16 protein-coding genes and 1 tRNA gene are annotated in these 15,326 nt (G+C 72.6%); 12 read left to right on the top strand and 5 right to left on the bottom strand.

All coding sequences use genetic code 11. The annotated features are described in order from the left end of the window. Positions 1–215: 215 nt before the first annotated feature. Positions 216–2,441 (bottom strand): family 2 encapsulin nanocompartment cargo protein terpene cyclase, encoded by a 2,226-nt coding sequence (locus tag ACFYXS_RS28380; RefSeq protein WP_389253178.1) that lies wholly within the window; start codon positions 2,439–2,441, stop codon positions 216–218. A gap of 134 nt (positions 2,442–2,575) precedes the next feature. Then, positions 2,576–3,061 (bottom strand): hypothetical protein, encoded by a 486-nt coding sequence (locus ACFYXS_RS28375; protein ID WP_389253176.1) that lies wholly within the window; start codon positions 3,059–3,061, stop codon positions 2,576–2,578. 129 nt (positions 3,062–3,190) lie between these two features. On the opposite strand from ACFYXS_RS28375, the gene ACFYXS_RS28370 reads away from it, so the two are divergent. Then, on the top strand, positions 3,191–3,838 hold the full coding sequence (locus tag ACFYXS_RS28370) for an HhH-GPD-type base excision DNA repair protein (protein WP_389253174.1): 648 nt from the start codon (positions 3,191–3,193) through the stop codon (positions 3,836–3,838). Between the two features lie 2 nt (positions 3,839–3,840). Here the strand turns inward: ACFYXS_RS28370 and ACFYXS_RS28365 are convergent, their stop codons facing one another. Continuing rightward, positions 3,841–5,397, bottom strand: coding sequence for a helicase HerA-like domain-containing protein (locus tag ACFYXS_RS28365; RefSeq protein ID WP_389253172.1), 1,557 nt, complete (start codon positions 5,395–5,397; stop codon positions 3,841–3,843). 97 nt (positions 5,398–5,494) lie between these two features. Here ACFYXS_RS28365 and ACFYXS_RS28360 point away from each other — a divergent pair, with 97 nt between their 5' ends. Together ACFYXS_RS28360 and ACFYXS_RS28355 are read left to right on the top strand one after the other, a co-directional pair. Beyond that, on the top strand, positions 5,495–5,791 hold the full coding sequence (locus tag ACFYXS_RS28360) for a type II toxin-antitoxin system VapB family antitoxin (RefSeq protein ID WP_319134963.1): 297 nt from the start codon (positions 5,495–5,497) through the stop codon (positions 5,789–5,791). 167 nt (positions 5,792–5,958) lie between these two features. Next, positions 5,959–6,636 (top strand): LytR C-terminal domain-containing protein, encoded by a 678-nt coding sequence (locus ACFYXS_RS28355; RefSeq protein ID WP_389253169.1) that lies wholly within the window; start codon positions 5,959–5,961, stop codon positions 6,634–6,636. A 91-nt stretch (positions 6,637–6,727) separates the two neighbouring features. Here ACFYXS_RS28355 and upp read toward each other — a convergent pair whose 3' ends face one another. Next, positions 6,728–7,363, bottom strand: coding sequence for a uracil phosphoribosyltransferase (gene upp, locus ACFYXS_RS28350; RefSeq protein ID WP_384290175.1), 636 nt, complete (start codon positions 7,361–7,363; stop codon positions 6,728–6,730). A gap of 157 nt (positions 7,364–7,520) precedes the next feature. Between upp and ACFYXS_RS28345 the strand changes: the two genes are divergently transcribed. From ACFYXS_RS28345 to ACFYXS_RS28330, 4 genes are all read left to right on the top strand, one after another. Continuing rightward, positions 7,521–7,721: a hypothetical protein gene (locus ACFYXS_RS28345; protein WP_319663809.1), complete on the top strand. Its 201-nt coding sequence runs from the start codon at positions 7,521–7,523 to the stop codon at positions 7,719–7,721. Between the two features lie 222 nt (positions 7,722–7,943). Further along, a complete protein-coding gene (locus ACFYXS_RS28340) occupies positions 7,944–8,486 on the top strand; it encodes a tRNA adenosine deaminase-associated protein (RefSeq protein WP_389253165.1) in 543 nt (180 codons plus the stop codon). A 32-nt stretch (positions 8,487–8,518) separates the two neighbouring features. Then, positions 8,519–8,974 carry a tRNA adenosine(34) deaminase TadA gene (gene tadA, locus ACFYXS_RS28335; RefSeq protein ID WP_389253163.1) on the top strand — a complete coding sequence of 152 codons (456 nt, stop codon included), beginning with the start codon at positions 8,519–8,521 and terminating at the stop codon, positions 8,972–8,974. 10 nt (positions 8,975–8,984) lie between these two features. Then, positions 8,985–9,071, top strand: a tRNA-Ser gene (locus ACFYXS_RS28330). A 75-nt stretch (positions 9,072–9,146) separates the two neighbouring features. Here ACFYXS_RS28330 and ACFYXS_RS28325 read toward each other — a convergent pair. Then, positions 9,147–11,183, bottom strand: a complete 2,037-nt coding sequence (locus ACFYXS_RS28325; RefSeq protein ID WP_389253161.1) for a choice-of-anchor D domain-containing protein — start codon at positions 11,181–11,183, stop codon at positions 9,147–9,149. 384 nt (positions 11,184–11,567) lie between these two features. Between ACFYXS_RS28325 and ACFYXS_RS28320 the strand changes: the two genes are divergently transcribed. The 5 genes from ACFYXS_RS28320 (at position 11,568) to ACFYXS_RS28300 (ending at position 15,178) form a co-directional block, all read left to right on the top strand. Continuing rightward, the gene (locus tag ACFYXS_RS28320) at positions 11,568–11,732 is read left to right on the top strand and encodes a hypothetical protein (RefSeq protein ID WP_319663804.1); all 165 of its coding nucleotides are present in this window, start codon (positions 11,568–11,570) and stop codon (positions 11,730–11,732) included. Between the two features lie 28 nt (positions 11,733–11,760). Further along, positions 11,761–12,057: a Dabb family protein gene (locus tag ACFYXS_RS28315; protein ID WP_389253159.1), complete on the top strand. Its 297-nt coding sequence runs from the start codon at positions 11,761–11,763 to the stop codon at positions 12,055–12,057. A gap of 341 nt (positions 12,058–12,398) precedes the next feature. Beyond that, entirely contained in the window at positions 12,399–13,325 is a 927-nt protein-coding gene (locus ACFYXS_RS28310) for an RNA polymerase sigma factor SigF (protein WP_389253410.1), read from the top strand. A 168-nt stretch (positions 13,326–13,493) separates the two neighbouring features. Continuing rightward, a complete protein-coding gene (locus tag ACFYXS_RS28305) occupies positions 13,494–14,348 on the top strand; it encodes an RNA polymerase sigma factor SigF (RefSeq protein WP_319663801.1) in 855 nt (284 codons plus the stop codon). Positions 14,349–14,425: 77 nt separating this feature from the next. Continuing rightward, positions 14,426–15,178 (top strand): hypothetical protein, encoded by a 753-nt coding sequence (locus tag ACFYXS_RS28300; protein ID WP_389253157.1) that lies wholly within the window; start codon positions 14,426–14,428, stop codon positions 15,176–15,178. The last annotated feature ends 148 nt before the right edge of the window (positions 15,179–15,326 follow it).

Raw genomic sequence — 15,326 nt, 5'->3', positions numbered from 1 at the left:
GGACCGGGGGCGGGGGCGCCCGGCGGCACGGCCGGGGCCTCGGGGTTCACCGACCGGGGCGGCGCGCGCCCTTCCGGCCGGGGACGGAAGCGATCATGCGCCGGATCATCGCCGACATCTCCCCCGCGCGGCAACCGATTTGTGACGCGTCGGGCACGTACCCGTGCCTGCGGGGGCGGCCCCGCACGGGCCGCCCCCTCCCGCCCGCCGCCGCGCTACCGCGCCCCGAGCAGCGTGACCAACCGGGCCGCCGAGGTGCCGAGTCCGTGTGCCCCGGAGGGCATCCGGGACGTGCCGGGCGGCCGACGCAGTTCCTCCTCCTCGTAGCGGCGGCAGCCGTTGTGCCAGGTCAGGATGCCCGCGAGCCAGTTCTCCAGCTCGCGCACATAGCCGTCCAAGACCGCCCGGGCCTCCTTGCCGAGGGCGAAGTCGTCGTAGAGAACGGGCAGTTCGTTCGCCGCGACGTGCTGGAACTCCTTCATGCGCCCGGTCATCAGGTCGTGGACCACGGCGAGCGAGGCCGGCTCGTCGCAGCCGAAGAAGTTCTGCACCACGAGCAGGGCGTTGTGGATCTCCCCCTCGTACTCGATCTCCTTCTGGTACGAGAAGACGTCGTTCATCAGGCAGGCGTAGTCGGCGGCGGAGTTCTCCAGCGACCGCATCGGCCCGCTGCGGTAGACCTCGTCCGGTACGACCTGGCCGTGCCCGAGCCGGCACAGGCTCATCGTCAGGTCGGAGCCGAAGGTGCGGCGGCGCATCTCCAGGTAGTCGACGGGGTCGGGGATGCGGTGCTGCGCCTGGTTGGCCAGCTCCCACAGCCAGCTCGCGGTCATGCTCTCGACCGCGGCGCGGAAGCGGCTGCGCGCCTCGGGCCGCATCGGGCCGGCCGTGCGCGCCCACAGGTCGGCAAGACCGCGCTCCAGTGCGTTGACCGGGACGGGCGCGGGCGTGCCGTCGACCGGCATGAAGGCCGACAGCCGGTCGTTGGCGGCGCGGGCGCCGGCCAGGTCGCGGGTGCGGCCGAAGACGGCCGGGAACCAGTCGTCGGCGTAGGTGCCCCAGGTGAGCCACCCGGAGGTGAGGTCCAGCGCCTCGGGGGACGCGTCCGGGTGGATGCCCGCGGCGCACAGCGGCAGGTCGAACGCGACCAGCTTGCGCTCGTCCCACACGAAGGAGAAGGGGACTCCGGGCTGCGGCTCCAGCAGGCCCATCCGGTGCGCCCAGTCGGCGATGGTGCGCCGGGCGGCGTCCAGGTGCGGGCTGAGGGTGACCTGGAAGGGCATCAGGAAGTCGGGCAGCGGGAGCGGCCCGGTGCGCCGCGGCGCGTGGGTGAAGGCCCGGACGCGGGCGGCCTCGGCGCGTCCGGTGGTCCGCACCGTGCCGGCCGACAGGCCGATCCCGCCGGGCAGCGCGAAGGGCGACCAGCCGGTGCGGGCGGGCGCCCCCGCGCCGCCGCCGTTCATGTAGCGGCTGGAGCGCATGTGCCATTCGTGGCCGCCGGACTGCCAGTCCTGCAGGCCCTTGACGTACCCCAGCACGGCGGCGCACTGCGCCGCGTCGAGCCCGTGCTCGGCGACGAGCGGGGGCAGTTCGGTGACCGCGGTGTTCTCGAACTGCTGCAGCCGCGAGGTGAGCAGGTCGTTGACGGACTCCGCCGCCTCCTGGGTCGTGCACCCCAGGAAGCTCTCCAGGACGAGAACGCCGTTGCTGAGCTCGCCCTCCTCCTCCGTCTCGCGCTGGTACGAGAACAGGTCGTTGCGCAGGTGCACCGCGTCGGAGAAGGCGTCCCGCAGCACGAGCATCGGCCGCGACCGGGCGATCGCGGCCGGCACCTCGGCCCCGGCCGCGTACTCCACCAGGCCCGCGGACCAGGGCGCGCCACCGACCTTGCGGCGCATCTCGATGTACTCCACCGGGTTGGGCACCCGGCCCGCGTTGATGTTGGACAGCTCCCACAGCGACTCGTTGAGCAGGTGCTCGCTGCTCTCGGCGAACCGCCGGCGCCAGTCCAGCGACATGGCGGGGACGGTGCGCCTCCACAGATCGGCGAGCCCCGCCTCGACCGGGTTGGCGGGCTCGGGCATGCCCTGCGCCAGGTCCATCGGCATGAAGGCGGGCAGCCGGTCCAGGTAGGCCTTGCCGCCGCGGCGGTCCTGGGACCGCTTGAACGTCTCCAGGAAGTGGTCGTCGAAGAAGAACACCCACACATACCAGTCCGTCACCAGGGACAGTTCCGGTCCCGGGCAGTCGGGGTGGGTGTAGGCGCACAGCAGCGCGTAGTCGTGCGCGTCGAGGTCGGCGGTGTCCCAGATGCCCGAACCCTCCAGCATCCCCATGTCCCGCGCCCATGTGCGGGAGTGCTCCCGCGCCTCCTCCAGACGGGGATTGAGGCGCGCGGGGTACGGCATGTAGAAGTCGGGCAGTTCAAATGGCTGCGTCACTCGTTCAGCGCTACCCGCGCGGGTGGGCGCTATCCGGCGGACCGGTCATGCCACACGAAGGTGTGACATCCCGTACGCGACGCCGCGGCCCCGGCGGCGTGGGGACGCCTCCGGGGCCGCGCTGCGCCGCGTGCTCAGACCGGGTGGCCGAGCTTGTCGTCCCTGCCGTGGTGACCGTCCCCGGGGTGGTGGTCGTGATGGTCGGGGTGGTCGTCGCCCCAGCCGCGGCACAGGGCCCAGATGATGAAGATGTCGATCGCGATCATCAGGAAGGCCCAGAACGGCGTGTAGGGCAGCCAGGCGAAGTTCACCAGGATGTTGAACGCGATCAGCGCGATACCCGCGACCCTCGCCCAGCCGGGCGCGCTGGAGAGCAGGGCCGTGCCGACGATGAGGACGAGGACTCCCAGCACGAGGTGGATCCAGCCCCAGGCCGTCAGGTTCCACTTGAAGATGTAGTGGCCCAGCCGGACCCAGACGTCGTCCTTGGCGATGGCGGAGATGCCCTCGAGGATCATCCAGACGCCCGAGACCATCATCAGGACCCCCGCGAACACGGTGCCGCCAGTGGCCCAGCCCGAGTGGTGATGCGGCTTGACCGACTGCGTCTGCTGGCTCATCACAAGGCTCCCATCGCGTCGGTGGTGGACACCTCACACGGTCCGCCCGCACCGCCCGGTCGGCCATCGGCGATGCGCCGTTCGGGTGACACGGGAGCGGCGGCCCGCCGCACGCGGGATCATCGGACCATGGCAACCACACTCCGGCTGTCCCAGCAGCCCGAGGCCGACGCGCTGCTCGGCCGCAGCCCGCTCGCCGCACTCACCGGCATGCTCCTCGACCAGCAGATCCCGATGGAGTGGGCCTTCATCGGCCCGCACACCATCGCCACCCGCATGGGCCGGGACGACCTGGACGCCCACGAGATCGCGGCCTACGACCCGGAGGCCTTCGTCGCCCTGTTCTCCGAGAAGCCGGCCGTGCACCGGTACCCGGGCTCGATGGCCAAGCGCGTCCAGCAGCTGTGCCAGTACCTCGTCGAGCACTACGACGGCGACGCCGAGGCGGTCTGGCGCGGCGTCGGCGACGGCAGGGAACTGCTGACCCGGCTGGGCGACCTGCCCGGATACGGCAAGCAGAAGGCGCAGATCTTCCTGGCGCTGCTCGGCAAGCAGCTCGGCGTCGCCCCCGACGGCTGGCGCGAGGCCGCCGGCGCCTACGGCGAGCAGGGCTCGTTCCGGTCCGTCGCCGACATCACCGGACCGGAGTCCCTGGACAAGGTGCGGGCCTTCAAGCAGGAGGCCAAGCGTGCGGCGAAGGCGGCCCAGCCGGCGAAGCCCGCCAAGGCCGCCACGCCCGCCGCGAAGGCCCCCGCGAAGAAGGCCAAGAAGGCGTAGGCCTACCGTCGCCGCCGCTTGGACGTGCCGAAGAGGGACCGGGTGATCTCGCGCCCGATCTGGGTGCCCACCGAGCGGGCCAGCGACTGGAAGACCCCGCTGCCCATCACCTGCTCCACCACACCCGGCTCCTCCTCCTCCGGCCGCTCCTCACGTTTCCGCGGCGCGGGCGCGGGAGTGGGTGTGGGCGCGGCCGCCGGCGCGGGCCGCTCGCTCAGCCGCTCGTACGCCGACTCCCGGTCCACAGCCTGTGCATAGCGCGCGTACAGCGCGGAGCCCTTGACCGCCGCGTCCAGCGCCTGCGGGGCGACCGGTCCCATCAGCGACCGCGGAGCACGCAGCCGGGTGGCGGCGACCGGGGTGGGGGCGCCGTTCTCGCTGAGCACGGTGACCACCGCCTCGCCGGTGCCGAGACCGGTGAGCAGTTCCTCCAGGTCGTACGGCGACGTCGGGAAGGTCCGCACCGTCGCCTTGAGCGCCTTGGCGTCCTCCGGGGTGAAGGCGCGCAGGGCGTGCTGGACCCGGTTGCCGAGCTGGCCCAGCACCTCGGCGGGCACGTCCCTCGGCGTCTGCGTCACGAAGAAGATCCCCACGCCTTTGGAGCGGATCAGCCGCACGGTCTGCGTGATCGCCTCCAGGAAGGCCTTGCTCGCCCCGTTGAAGAGCAGGTGCGCCTCGTCGAGGAAGAAGACCAGCTTCGGCCGGTCCGGGTCGCCGACCTCGGGCAGGTCCTCGAAGAGGTCGGCCAGCAGCCACATCAGGAAGGTCGAGAAGAGCCGCGGGCGGTCCTGCACGGCCGCCAGTTCCAGTACGGACACGATCCCGCGCCCGTCCCCCTCCGCGGTCCGCAGCAGTTCCGCCGTGTCGAATTCCGGTTCCCCGAAGAAGGGGCCCGCGCCCTCCGCCTCGAAGGCCGTCAGCGAGCGCAGGATGACCCCGGCGGTGGCGGGGGAGATCCCGCCGATCCCCTTGAGCTCGCCCTTGCCCTCCTCCGAGGTCAGGAAGGCCACGACGGCCCGCAGGTCCTTGAGGTCCACCAGCTCCAGGCCCTTGCTGTCCGCGTAGTGGAAGATCAGGCCGAGCGACTGCTCCTGCGTCGTGTTGAGCCCGAGCACCTTGGAGAACAGCACCGGGCCGAAGCTCGTCACCGTAGCTCGGACCGGGACGCCGGGGCCGATGCCTCCGAGGGCGTAGAACTCGGCGGGGCAGCCCTGCGGCGACCACTCCTGCCCGACCTCGGCGGCGCGCCGCGCCACACGGTCGCCCGCCGTCCCGGGCGCCGAGACGCCGGAGACGTCGCCCTTCACGTCGGCGAGGAAGACGGGCACACCCTGGGCGGACAGCTGCTCCGCGATCAGCTGGAGCGTCTTGGTCTTGCCGGTTCCGGTCGCGCCGGCGACGAGCCCGTGCCGGCCGAGCATGCCGAGCGGGACGCGGACGGGGGCGTCCGTCAGACACCGCCCGTCCCACAGCAGCGCCCCGAGATCGAGCGCCGGTCCGGTGAAGGCGTACCCCTGGGCGATGGTTCGCGCGGCGTCGGGCGTCGTCGGCGTGGTCATGGGCTGCTCCGCTGCTCCCGCTATCACCGTATTTGCCCACCATCGCACTCCTGCGCCATTGCTGCGCCCGTACGCCCTTGCCCGGTAGGCTTTCCGTGTGATCTTCAAGCGCATCGGAAACGGGCGGCCGTATCCCGACCACGGCCGGAAAAGCACCCGTGAATGGGCGGACGTCGCCCCACGTCCGGTACGCCTCGACCAGTTGGTCACCACGAAGGGGCAACTCGACCTGGAGACCCTGCTCGCCGAGGACTCGACGTTCTACGGGGACCTCTTCGCGCACGTCGTGAAGTGGCAGGGCGACCTCTACCTCGAGGACGGGCTGCACCGCGCCGTGCGCGCGGCGCTGCAGCAGCGGCAGGTGCTGCACGCGCGCGTGCTGGAGATGGACTGAGCCCGGACGGGCCCCCGGCACCCCGGATGGGTCAAGGGGTCCCGGCGAACCGGTCCTGACATCCGTTCAGCCGATTGTTGACCCTTTCGGGTTCAAGTCGTCCCGATTGGCCGCGATTGGTTGATCGTTTAGTAGGCCAAGTCGGAATCCCGCACTACGCTGCGCACATGAGCATGCTGACGCCCCCTGGCATGGGCGGGAAGTACCGTGTCACCGGGAACCAGTACCCACGAATGCGCCGTCCACGGAGCAAGTTCCGGATCGTGACGGTACTGGTCACGACCGTCGCCGTGCTCGGCCTCGCCGGCTGGGGCACGCTCCAGCTGGTCGACGTCTTCGATGGCGACGCCGCGGCCAAGGGGAAGACCGCGCAAGCGGCCAACGCCTCGAAGCAGCGGGCCTGCAAGGCGGTCGTCCCGGCGCCCGGTACGTCCGGCACCAAACCCATCGCGTTCCCCGAACCCGGGCAGCTCACGGTCAACGTCTACAACGCGACCGCCAAGGGCGGCCTCGCCAAGAAGACCGCCGACCAGCTCGCCGCCCGGGGCTTCAAGATCGGCACCTTCGGCAACGCCGACCCCGAGTACGACCGCAAGGTCAACGCGGCCGTCCTGCTGCTCGGCGGCTCCGGCACGAAGGCGGAGGCGGCCATGAAGCTGGTCGGCGCCCAGTTCAAGGGCACCACCACCTACAAGCCCGCGGCCCCCAAGAGCAAGCACGCGGCCAACACCGTCGACCTCATGCTGGGCAAGGGCTTCACCACCCTCGCCGCCGATCGGGTCGTCGAGAGGAACCTCGTCGTCCTGGCCAAGCCGAGCGCGGCCCCCAAGCCCGCCGGCTGCTAGGGCGTCCCGGCAGTCCGCGACAGACGTCAGGGCGGTACGGACCCCGCACACGGGGTCCGTACCGCCCTGACGTCCCAGTTGGGGGCGCCCGCTAGCCCGCGGTGCCGTAGAGGCGGTCGCCCGCGTCGCCGAGGCCGGGGACGATGTAGCCGCTCTCGTTGAGGTGGCTGTCGACGGCGGCGGTGACCACGGTGACCGGCTTGCCCGCCAGAGCCCGCTCCATCGCCTCGACGCCCTCCGGGGAGGCGAGCAGCACCACGGCCGTCACGTCGTCCGCGCCGCGCTCGATCAGCAGGTCGATCGCGGCGATCAGGGTGCCGCCGGTGGCCAGCATCGGGTCCAGGACGTACACCTGCCGCCCGGACAGGTCCTCCGGCATGCGGGTGGCGTAGGTCTTGGCCTCCAGCGTCTCCTCGTCGCGGATCATGCCGAGGAAGCCGACCTCCGCGGTCGGCAGCAGGCGCACCAGGCCCTCCAGCATGCCGAGGCCGGCCCGCAGGATCGGCACGACCAGCGGCCGCGGGTGGGAGAGCCGTACGCCCGTGGTCCGTGCCACCGGTGTGGCGATGTCGACCTGCTCGGTGCGCACGTCACGGGTGGCCTCGTAGGCGAGCAGGGTGACCAGCTCGTCGGCCAGCCGCCGGAAGGTCGGCGAGTCGGTGCGCTCATCGCGCAGCGTGGTGAGTTTGTGCGCCACCAAGGGGTGGTCGACGACATGGATCCGCATGTCCCCGACTTTAACGTCGCCGCCGCCGCGGGGCAGAAACGGCCGCCCGCAGGCGCTGGGCAAGGGGCGGCTTTGAAACCACACTGGAGCGGGAAGGCGAGCCCCTACGCCCGGACTGTCCCGCCCGGGCCCCGCGGATCACTAGAGGTGGTGCCCCATGGCGGAGCACGACAGTGGTGGCGCCGACGCGAGCGACGCCCGTACGCAGCAGGAGCGCGACGCCGAGCGCAGAAGGCGGCGGGCGATGTTCCTGCGGGAGCTGAACGAGGCCAAGGAGCTCCGCGACCGGGTGCAACCCCGCAGGGCGCGCGCGGCGCGGGCGCGCCAGCAGATGCGGATGCGCACCTTCCGCTGGTAGGCCACCAGGACGGGCGAACCGCCCGCGCCGGACGGGTTCCGGCGGGTCCACGCAGGCCGCCGCAGGGAAAAAGCCGGAAGCCCTGGCACGCGGCACGCGCGGAAGACCCTTCGCAAAGCCGAGGTTTCTGCCACGATGCCGAGTGTGGGCGGGGACCCCCGAGCTGATCATCCGGCTCCCGCCCGAAAGTCCGGACGGCCTGAGACCTGTGGGAGAGTCACGGTGTATTTCGCCGCACTGCTCGCGCGCACCGAGGACGGTTGGGAAGCGCGCGAGACCGATCTCGACGATGTGGAAACCCTCGGCGACCTGACCGAGGTGGCCCGCTCAGCCTCTACCGAGGAAGATACGGTCCTGGTCTTCATCGAGCAGGAGGACGCCTGGTTCGGCGTCGTCCGGGTCGACGGTGAGGAGGACCCCCGGATCTACGTGTCCGACGCCGCCGCGGCGGCCCGCAGCTCCTACGGCGAGATCCTGCTCACCGACGAGCTGCTCGGCCGCGACCCGGAGGACCTGGACGAGATCGTCGACCTCGACGGCACCGAGGAGGGTGACAGCGAGGAACTCGACGACGACGTGGTCCCGGGGCCGACGGAGGTGCACGTGCCCGTGGGCCCGCTCGGCGACGCCGAGCTGCTCGTGGACCTGGGGATGAGCGGCAAGGAGCTGCTGGCGCTCAGCGGCGACGGCGCGCTGACGGGCGAGGCCCTCGGCGAGATCGCCGACTCCCTGGGCTGTGCGGACGTTCTGGAGGCGGTCCGCTGACCGACCCGCTCCGCGACCCCTGGGCCGGGCCCATGCGGCTCGCCCTCCACGAAGCGACCCTCGCCCCGCGCACCGGCGACGTGCCGGTGGGCGCGGTCGTGCTGTCCGCGGACGGCGCGGTCATCGGCCGGGGCCGCAACGAGCGGGAGGCGGTCGGCGACCCGACCGCCCACGCGGAGGTCATCGCGATCCGCGAGGCCGCCAGGACGGCCGGTTCCTGGCGGCTCGGCGGCTGCACGCTGGTGGTGACCCTGGAGCCCTGCACCATGTGCGCGGGCGCCGCGGTCCTGTCCCGGCTGGACCGAGTCGTCTACGGCGCCCTCGACGAGAAGGCCGGCGCGGCCGGTTCGCTGTGGGACCTGGTCCGCGACCGGCGCCTGAACCACCGCCCTGAAGTGATCTCCGGGGTGCTCGCGGAGGAGTGCGGTGAGCTGCTCACGCGCTTCTTTCGCACAAACGATTTCGGAGCACACCCGGACGTCCGCTAAGCTCTCCCTCGGTAGCGTGTCCGAGCGGCCTAAGGAGCACGCCTCGAAAGCGTGTGAGGGGGCAACTCCTCCGTGGGTTCAAATCCCACCGCTACCGCTTTGAGCAGGATGACGAGGGGCCCGGCAGCTTCGGCTGCCGGGCCCCTCGTCGTTTTCCGCTCCCTCGTACGGATCAGTCCTCGTCGTCCCGCGTCACCCGGGTGGCGACGGTGGCGACGTTGTTGTCGGACGCGGGGTCGAAGGTGGTGGTGACGGCCCGGGCCGTCGAGGTGACCAGGCCGAGGCCGGGCGGCGCGGTCAGGTCGACCTCGAAGGTCGCCGTCCGGCCGGGGGCGAGGTCACCGATGGTCCACACGACCCGCTGGATGGACGGGTGCGGGCCGCCGCCGCTGAGGAACCGCACACCGCCGGGCGCGTGGGTGCTCGCCCCCCACCAGGTGATGTCCGGGAAGGGGCCCTGGCCGGGCCGGGGGTCGTCGTCGAAGCGCGGTCCGCGGCCGAGGAGCTCCAGCGTGGCCGCCACGCCCGTCGCGGTGTCCGGGCCGTTGTTGACCACCCGCACGGTGTACGTGAGGGGGCCGCGCGGCGCGACGGCCTCCGGCGCACTGAGGGTGATCTGCACGTCGGCGCTGCTCGTGGCGGCGACGCCGACGCCGGTCAGCGCCGCGCTGCGGACGCCCGCGGAGGTGTCCACGTTCAGCGTGGCGGTGCGCGCGCCGGTCACCGTGGGCCGGAAGGTCACCGGGATCGTGCAGCGGGCCCGCGGCGGGAGGCTGCCCGTGCAGGTGCCGGCGCCGAGCGCGAAGTCCGCCGCGCCCGCTCCGGACAGCGACACTCCGTTCACGGTCCGGGCGGTGCCGCCGCGGTTGGTGAGCGTGAACGTCCGGGCCGCGCCGGTGGTGTTCACCGGCCCGCTGCCGAAGTCCAGGCTCGCCGGGCTCAGGGTGAGGGCGGGCGTGGCGATGCCCAGGCTCAGGTCGCTGGGTCCGGCCACCCCGTTGGCGTAGGCCACCGTGACCGAGGAGGTCGCGGTCGGGCCGGACGGGGCGGCGGCCACCCGCGCCGTGTAGGACAGGGTCACGGTCTCCCCGGCGGCGAGGGTGCCACCGGAGGCGGCACCGGCTCCGGTGCCGAGCCGTGCGGTGACCGAGGACGCCGTGACGGTGACCGTGTCCCGCGCCGGCGGGGCGCCGTCGACCCGGACGTCCATCACGCCGGTGAGATCGGTGAGGGTGTCGGTGAGGACGACGCCCGTCGCCGGGGCTCCGCCGGTGTTCACCACGGAGCGCGAGACGGCGACCGTGTCGCCGGGGGCGAGGTCGCCGCCGTCGACGTCGGTGATGCTGGACGTCCTGAACTCCGGCTGGGCGGCCTGGGGGTAGCTGAAGCCGTACCCCAGGGCGACGCCCGCGGCGCCCCGGCCGCCGGCGAACCTGCCGTCCACGGTGGTCGCCCCCGGCTGCCAGGTGCTGTCGCCGACGGCGGCGAACTCACCGGCGCCGATGGTCACCGGCGACCCCTTGGTGGCCCCGCTGTCGACCCGGACCCCGACCGGGGCGGCCCCGGTGCCGACGGCATCGTCGAGCAGTCCGCCGACGCGTACGCTCCTGGCCGCGCCGGCCGCGATCTGGGGGGACGCGGCGCGCGGGGTGTCCCCGCCGTCCACCAGGGCGCTGGGACCGGCGACGAGTACCACGCGCTTGGCGACCGCGCCCTTGGTGGCGCCCCCGGTGTACGTGGCGGCGAGCCGCCAGCGGGTCGCCGAGCCGCCGCGGACCGTGCCGGTGAAGGTGGCGTCCGCGGCGCGGCCGGCGAAGGCGGCCGGCAGTTGTGCCACGGCGACGGTGCGGCCGCCCACGGTCGTGGTGGTCACGGCCGAGTCCGGGAGGGTCACGGACGTCTCGCCGTCGCCGAAGCGGTAGGGGCTGGCGTCGCCGGCCGGGTCGTCGGGAGCGCTGTCCGAGGAGAAGAACACCACGCCCGCGTCGAGCGTGCTGCCCTCCGGAGGTGCCGCCCCGAGCCGCGAGCCCGTGCCACTGCCGCCGCCGGCGTGGGCGAAGCCGTCCCCGGCCGTCGTCACGGTCCTCTGCAGCGTCAGCGGTAGGACGGGGGCGCCGGCTCCGGCGGCCGCGGCCGGCAGGGCGGCGGGCAGCCCGAGCGCGAGCAGTGCCGGGGCGACGACGGCGGCCGCGGCGCGGGGGAGGGACAAGCGTCGGGATATGTGACGCACGGTCAAGGAAACCTCCGCTGAGGAGCGCGGTCGTGGGGGGACGAGGCGCACTTTTGTGTGGTGATCAGTCAATTACGCACCGTATGAGCGGGGGAATGTCCGGGCCACCGGGCGTCCGCATCCGGGTGATCACGGAGCGCTCGCCCCTGCGCGGCGGGACCTGACAGCCCGTCGGCGGCGGGTGCGCCGGGGAGACGCGGGCCCCTCGCACGGCGCTACCGGCAGGGCGCGGGAAGGCCGTTTCCCTCGCTCGCGAGCTGCTGCGGCCGCGTTCCGCGGGCGCCGGTGAAGAGCCGGAAACGAGCCGGGGACGACGGCAGATCAGACCGCCTGATTGGCCCATTCGGTGGATACACTCCAGCCATGGCGCAGGCGAAGAAAGTCACCATGTACGTCCTCGTGGTCTTCGTGCTCTATACGATCATCACGTCGCCGGGGCGTGCTGCTGATCTTGTACAGGTAGGCTTCCAGGGCATATCGGACGCCGCCAAGGGCGTCGGTGAGTTCATGACCGCGCTGATCAACTGATCGGCCGCGACCCCGAGGAGTCAGCGCCGTGATTCGCCACCTGGTCCTTTTCAAGCTCAATGAGGGCGTCGAGCGGGACGACCCGCGAGTCGTCGCCGGCGTGCGCGCCTTCGAGGAGCTCGGCGGCCTGATCCCGGAACTCGCCTCCTGGGAGCTCGGCTGGAACATCTCGCCGCGCCCCGTCGCCCATGACTTCGCCCTCAACGCCTCCGTCGCCGACGCCGCCGCCCTCACCGCCTACCTGGAGCACCCCGCTCACCAGGCAGGAGTGGCCCTGTGGCACGAATTCGCCACGTGGGTGATCGCGGACTACGTGTTCGAGTGACGGCCCCGGCCGACCCCGGTCCCGAACAGCCCTTCGCCCGCCGGGCGGAGGGCTTTTTCGTCTAGCACCGCGCCTCGCTTGCACACAGTGCACATGAATTGTGATGCTATGACCGCTTTTGCCGGATGAGTGGACCGATGAGGAGTGGCATGCCCGTGTCGGCCCGTACGGCGTCACCAGCAATTCCCGGCGACGACAGCGGGACCGGTACAACGCAGGACACCCGGGGCGAGGGAGGAAGCGGCCGGGACGGCAGGATCCACAGCGCCCGCGAGGCCGGGGACGGCCACGAGGGGCGGGGCCCGGACAACGGCACCGCCGGCACCGCCGGCACTGACGTCATGGACGGCGTCACCGTCGCCGGCGACACCGTCGGCCCGGACGGTCACGTCGCCCAGGACGCCTCGGAGACCCGGGACGACGGCTCCGGGCAGGGCGGCGCGGACGGCGCGGTCCGGCAGGTCGGCCGGCCCGGCGGGACACGCTCCGGGACCACCAACACCAACGCGATCGAGGCCCGGGCACTGACCCAGGTGCTGTTCGAGGAACTGACCGGGCTGGAGCCGGGGACCCCGGACCACGCGCGGGTGCGGGCCGCCCTCATCGAGGTCAACCTGCCGCTGGTGCGGTATGCGGCGGCGCGCTTCCGCAGCCGGAACGAGCCGATGGAGGACGTCGTCCAGGTCGGCACGATCGGGCTGATCAACGCGATCGACCGGTTCGACCCGGAACGCGGGGTGCAGTTCCCGACCTTCGCGATGCCGACCGTGGTCGGTGAGATCAAACGTTACTTCAGGGACAACGTCCGCACCGTGCACGTCCCGCGCCGGCTGCACGAGCTGTGGGTGCAGGTCAGCGGCGCCATCGAGGATCTGACGGTGGCCCACGGGCGCACCCCCACCACCGCCGAGATCGCCGACCGGCTGAAGCTGTCCGAGGACGAGGTGCTGGCCTGCCTGGAGGCGGGGCGGGCGTACCACGCGACCTCGCTGGAGGCGGCCCAGGAGGGCGGGGAGGGGTCGCCGGGCCTGCTGGACCGGCTCGGCTACGAGGACCCGGCGCTGACCGGGGTCGAGCACCGCGACCTCGTGCGGCACCTGCTGGTGCAGCTGCCCGAGCGCGAGCGGCGGATTCTCCTGCTGCGCTACTTCGGGAATCTGACCCAGTCCCAGATCAGTGCGGAACTGGGGGTTTCGCAGATGCATGTGTCGCGTTTGCTGTCCCGGAGCTTCGCTCGGCTGCGATCCGCAAATCAGCTCGAATCGTAACCTTTGCGAGGGACCCTCCCTGCGGAAATAAGTCGACATGGCGCTACAGCGTGTTGCCGACATGTGACATTCTGCGGGAACAGCGTTTGTCGCGGTCCGGCCTCCGGTATTCCAGTGGGGGAACGAACCGTCGCCCGCGACACCCGTCCGCGACCTCAAGGGGGTGGCATGTCCGTAGAAGTGGGCAGTCCGAAGGTGCTGAACACCGAAGCGCCGCACGATGCTCCTGACGACAGCCTCGACATCGCCGAACCCGCCGTCGTCGACACCCGAACGCTGTCCCGCTCGCTGTTCCTGCGGCTCTCCGAGCTGACGGACGACAGCCCCGAGCGGGCCTACGTGCGGGACACGCTCATCGAACTCAACCTCCCGCTGGTGCGGTACGCGGCGGCTCGCTTCCGCAGCCGCAACGAGCCGATGGAGGACATCGTCCAGGTCGGCACGATCGGTCTCATCAAGGCCATCGACCGCTTCGACTGCAACCGCGGTGTGGAGTTCCCCACCTTCGCGATGCCCACCATCGTCGGCGAGGTCAAGCGCTTCTTCCGCGACACCTCGTGGTCGGTGCGGGTGCCGCGCCGGCTGCAGGAGCTGCGGCTGGCGCTGACCAAGACCAGCGACGAGCTCGCGCAGAAGCTGGACCGCTCGCCCACCGTCGCCGAACTCGCCGTCGCGCTGGGCGTGTCGGAGGAGGACGTGGTCGACGGCCTCGCGGTCGGCAACGCCTACACCGCCAGCTCGCTGGACTCCCCGCCGCCCGAGGACGACGGCGGCGAGGGTTCGCTCGCCGACCGGCTCGGCTACGAGGACGCCGCGCTGGAGGGCGTGGAGTACCGCGAGTCGCTCAAGCCGCTGCTCGCCCAACTCCCGCCGCGGGAACGGCGGATCATCATGCTCCGCTTCTTCGCCAACATGACCCAGTCGCAGATCGGCGAGGAGGTCGGCATCTCCCAGATGCACGTCTCCCGGCTGCTGACCCGCACGTTGGCGCAGCTGCGCGAGGGACTCACCGCGGAGCACTAGGCAGTTGCCGGACCGGCCGGTGCGCATCGGCCGGTTCGGCCCCTTGGGTACTGACGGTTCGTCATTACACTGGTGTGATGGTGCACATACCGACCGGTCGCCGGGGCGCGCTCGCCGCAGCCTCGGCGGCCGCCGTCTGTCTCGGCGCCTTCGCCGCCCTGGGCCCGGACTGCGAGAGCGCGGGAGCGGGCTGGGTCGCCGCCGGCGCCCCGGGCCCCGCGGGCAGCGCCGCGGTGAACGTGCCCCGGAACGTCGGCGTGGGCCCGGTCCCCCCGGGCGACGCTGCGGCTCCGCCCCGCCTGGGCAGCCCCACGCCCCAGGACCGGCCGGGCGCGCCGGCGGCGAGCGGCACCCCGGTACCGTCCGGCTCCGCCACGGCACCGGACCCCGGCACCACGGCTGCGGCCACGCCCACGGCGACCGCCCCCGTGAGCGGCGACCCGGGTCCGACGCCCGGCCCCGGGTCCGCCACCGCGTCCGGCTCCCCGCCGCCCGCGGCGACACCGTCCGCGTCACCGGGCGCGCCCGCCCGGCTGGTGGTGAGCGCGGTCGTCCGTTCCGCCGCCGAGGACCGCTGGTGCGAGAACGTCACGGTGACGCTGGCCAACACCGGTGACGACCCGGCCCCGACGGGCACGCTGGTCTTCGGTACCCACATCATCGGCCTGCTCGGCCTGGACTGGGCCACGATCGAGAGCCGCGACCCGGTGCCGGCGCCGCTGGCGGGCGGGGCGGCCCTCACCGAGACCTGGACGGTGTGCGTCGACGCCTGGCGGGTGCCTCCGGGCATGCACGTCGAGACCCGCGACGTCTCCGTCCGGGTCCCGTGAACGCGCGGCGCCGCGGGGGGGGGGGGGGGGGCCCGCGCCCCCCCCCCCCCCCCCCGGCCCCCCCCCCCCCGGCCCCGGGGGGGGGGGGGGGGGGGGCGGGCCCCCCCCCCGCGGGGGGACCCCCCAGTCGGTGGGCAGGCGCCACGGG

This window comes from Streptomyces sp. NPDC002574 (genome assembly GCF_042889545.1).
Taxonomy (GTDB): Bacteria; Actinomycetota; Actinomycetes; order Streptomycetales; family Streptomycetaceae; genus Actinacidiphila.
The sequence above is the reverse complement of the archived record's forward strand: the minus strand, read 5'-3'. Positions and strand labels throughout refer to the sequence as shown.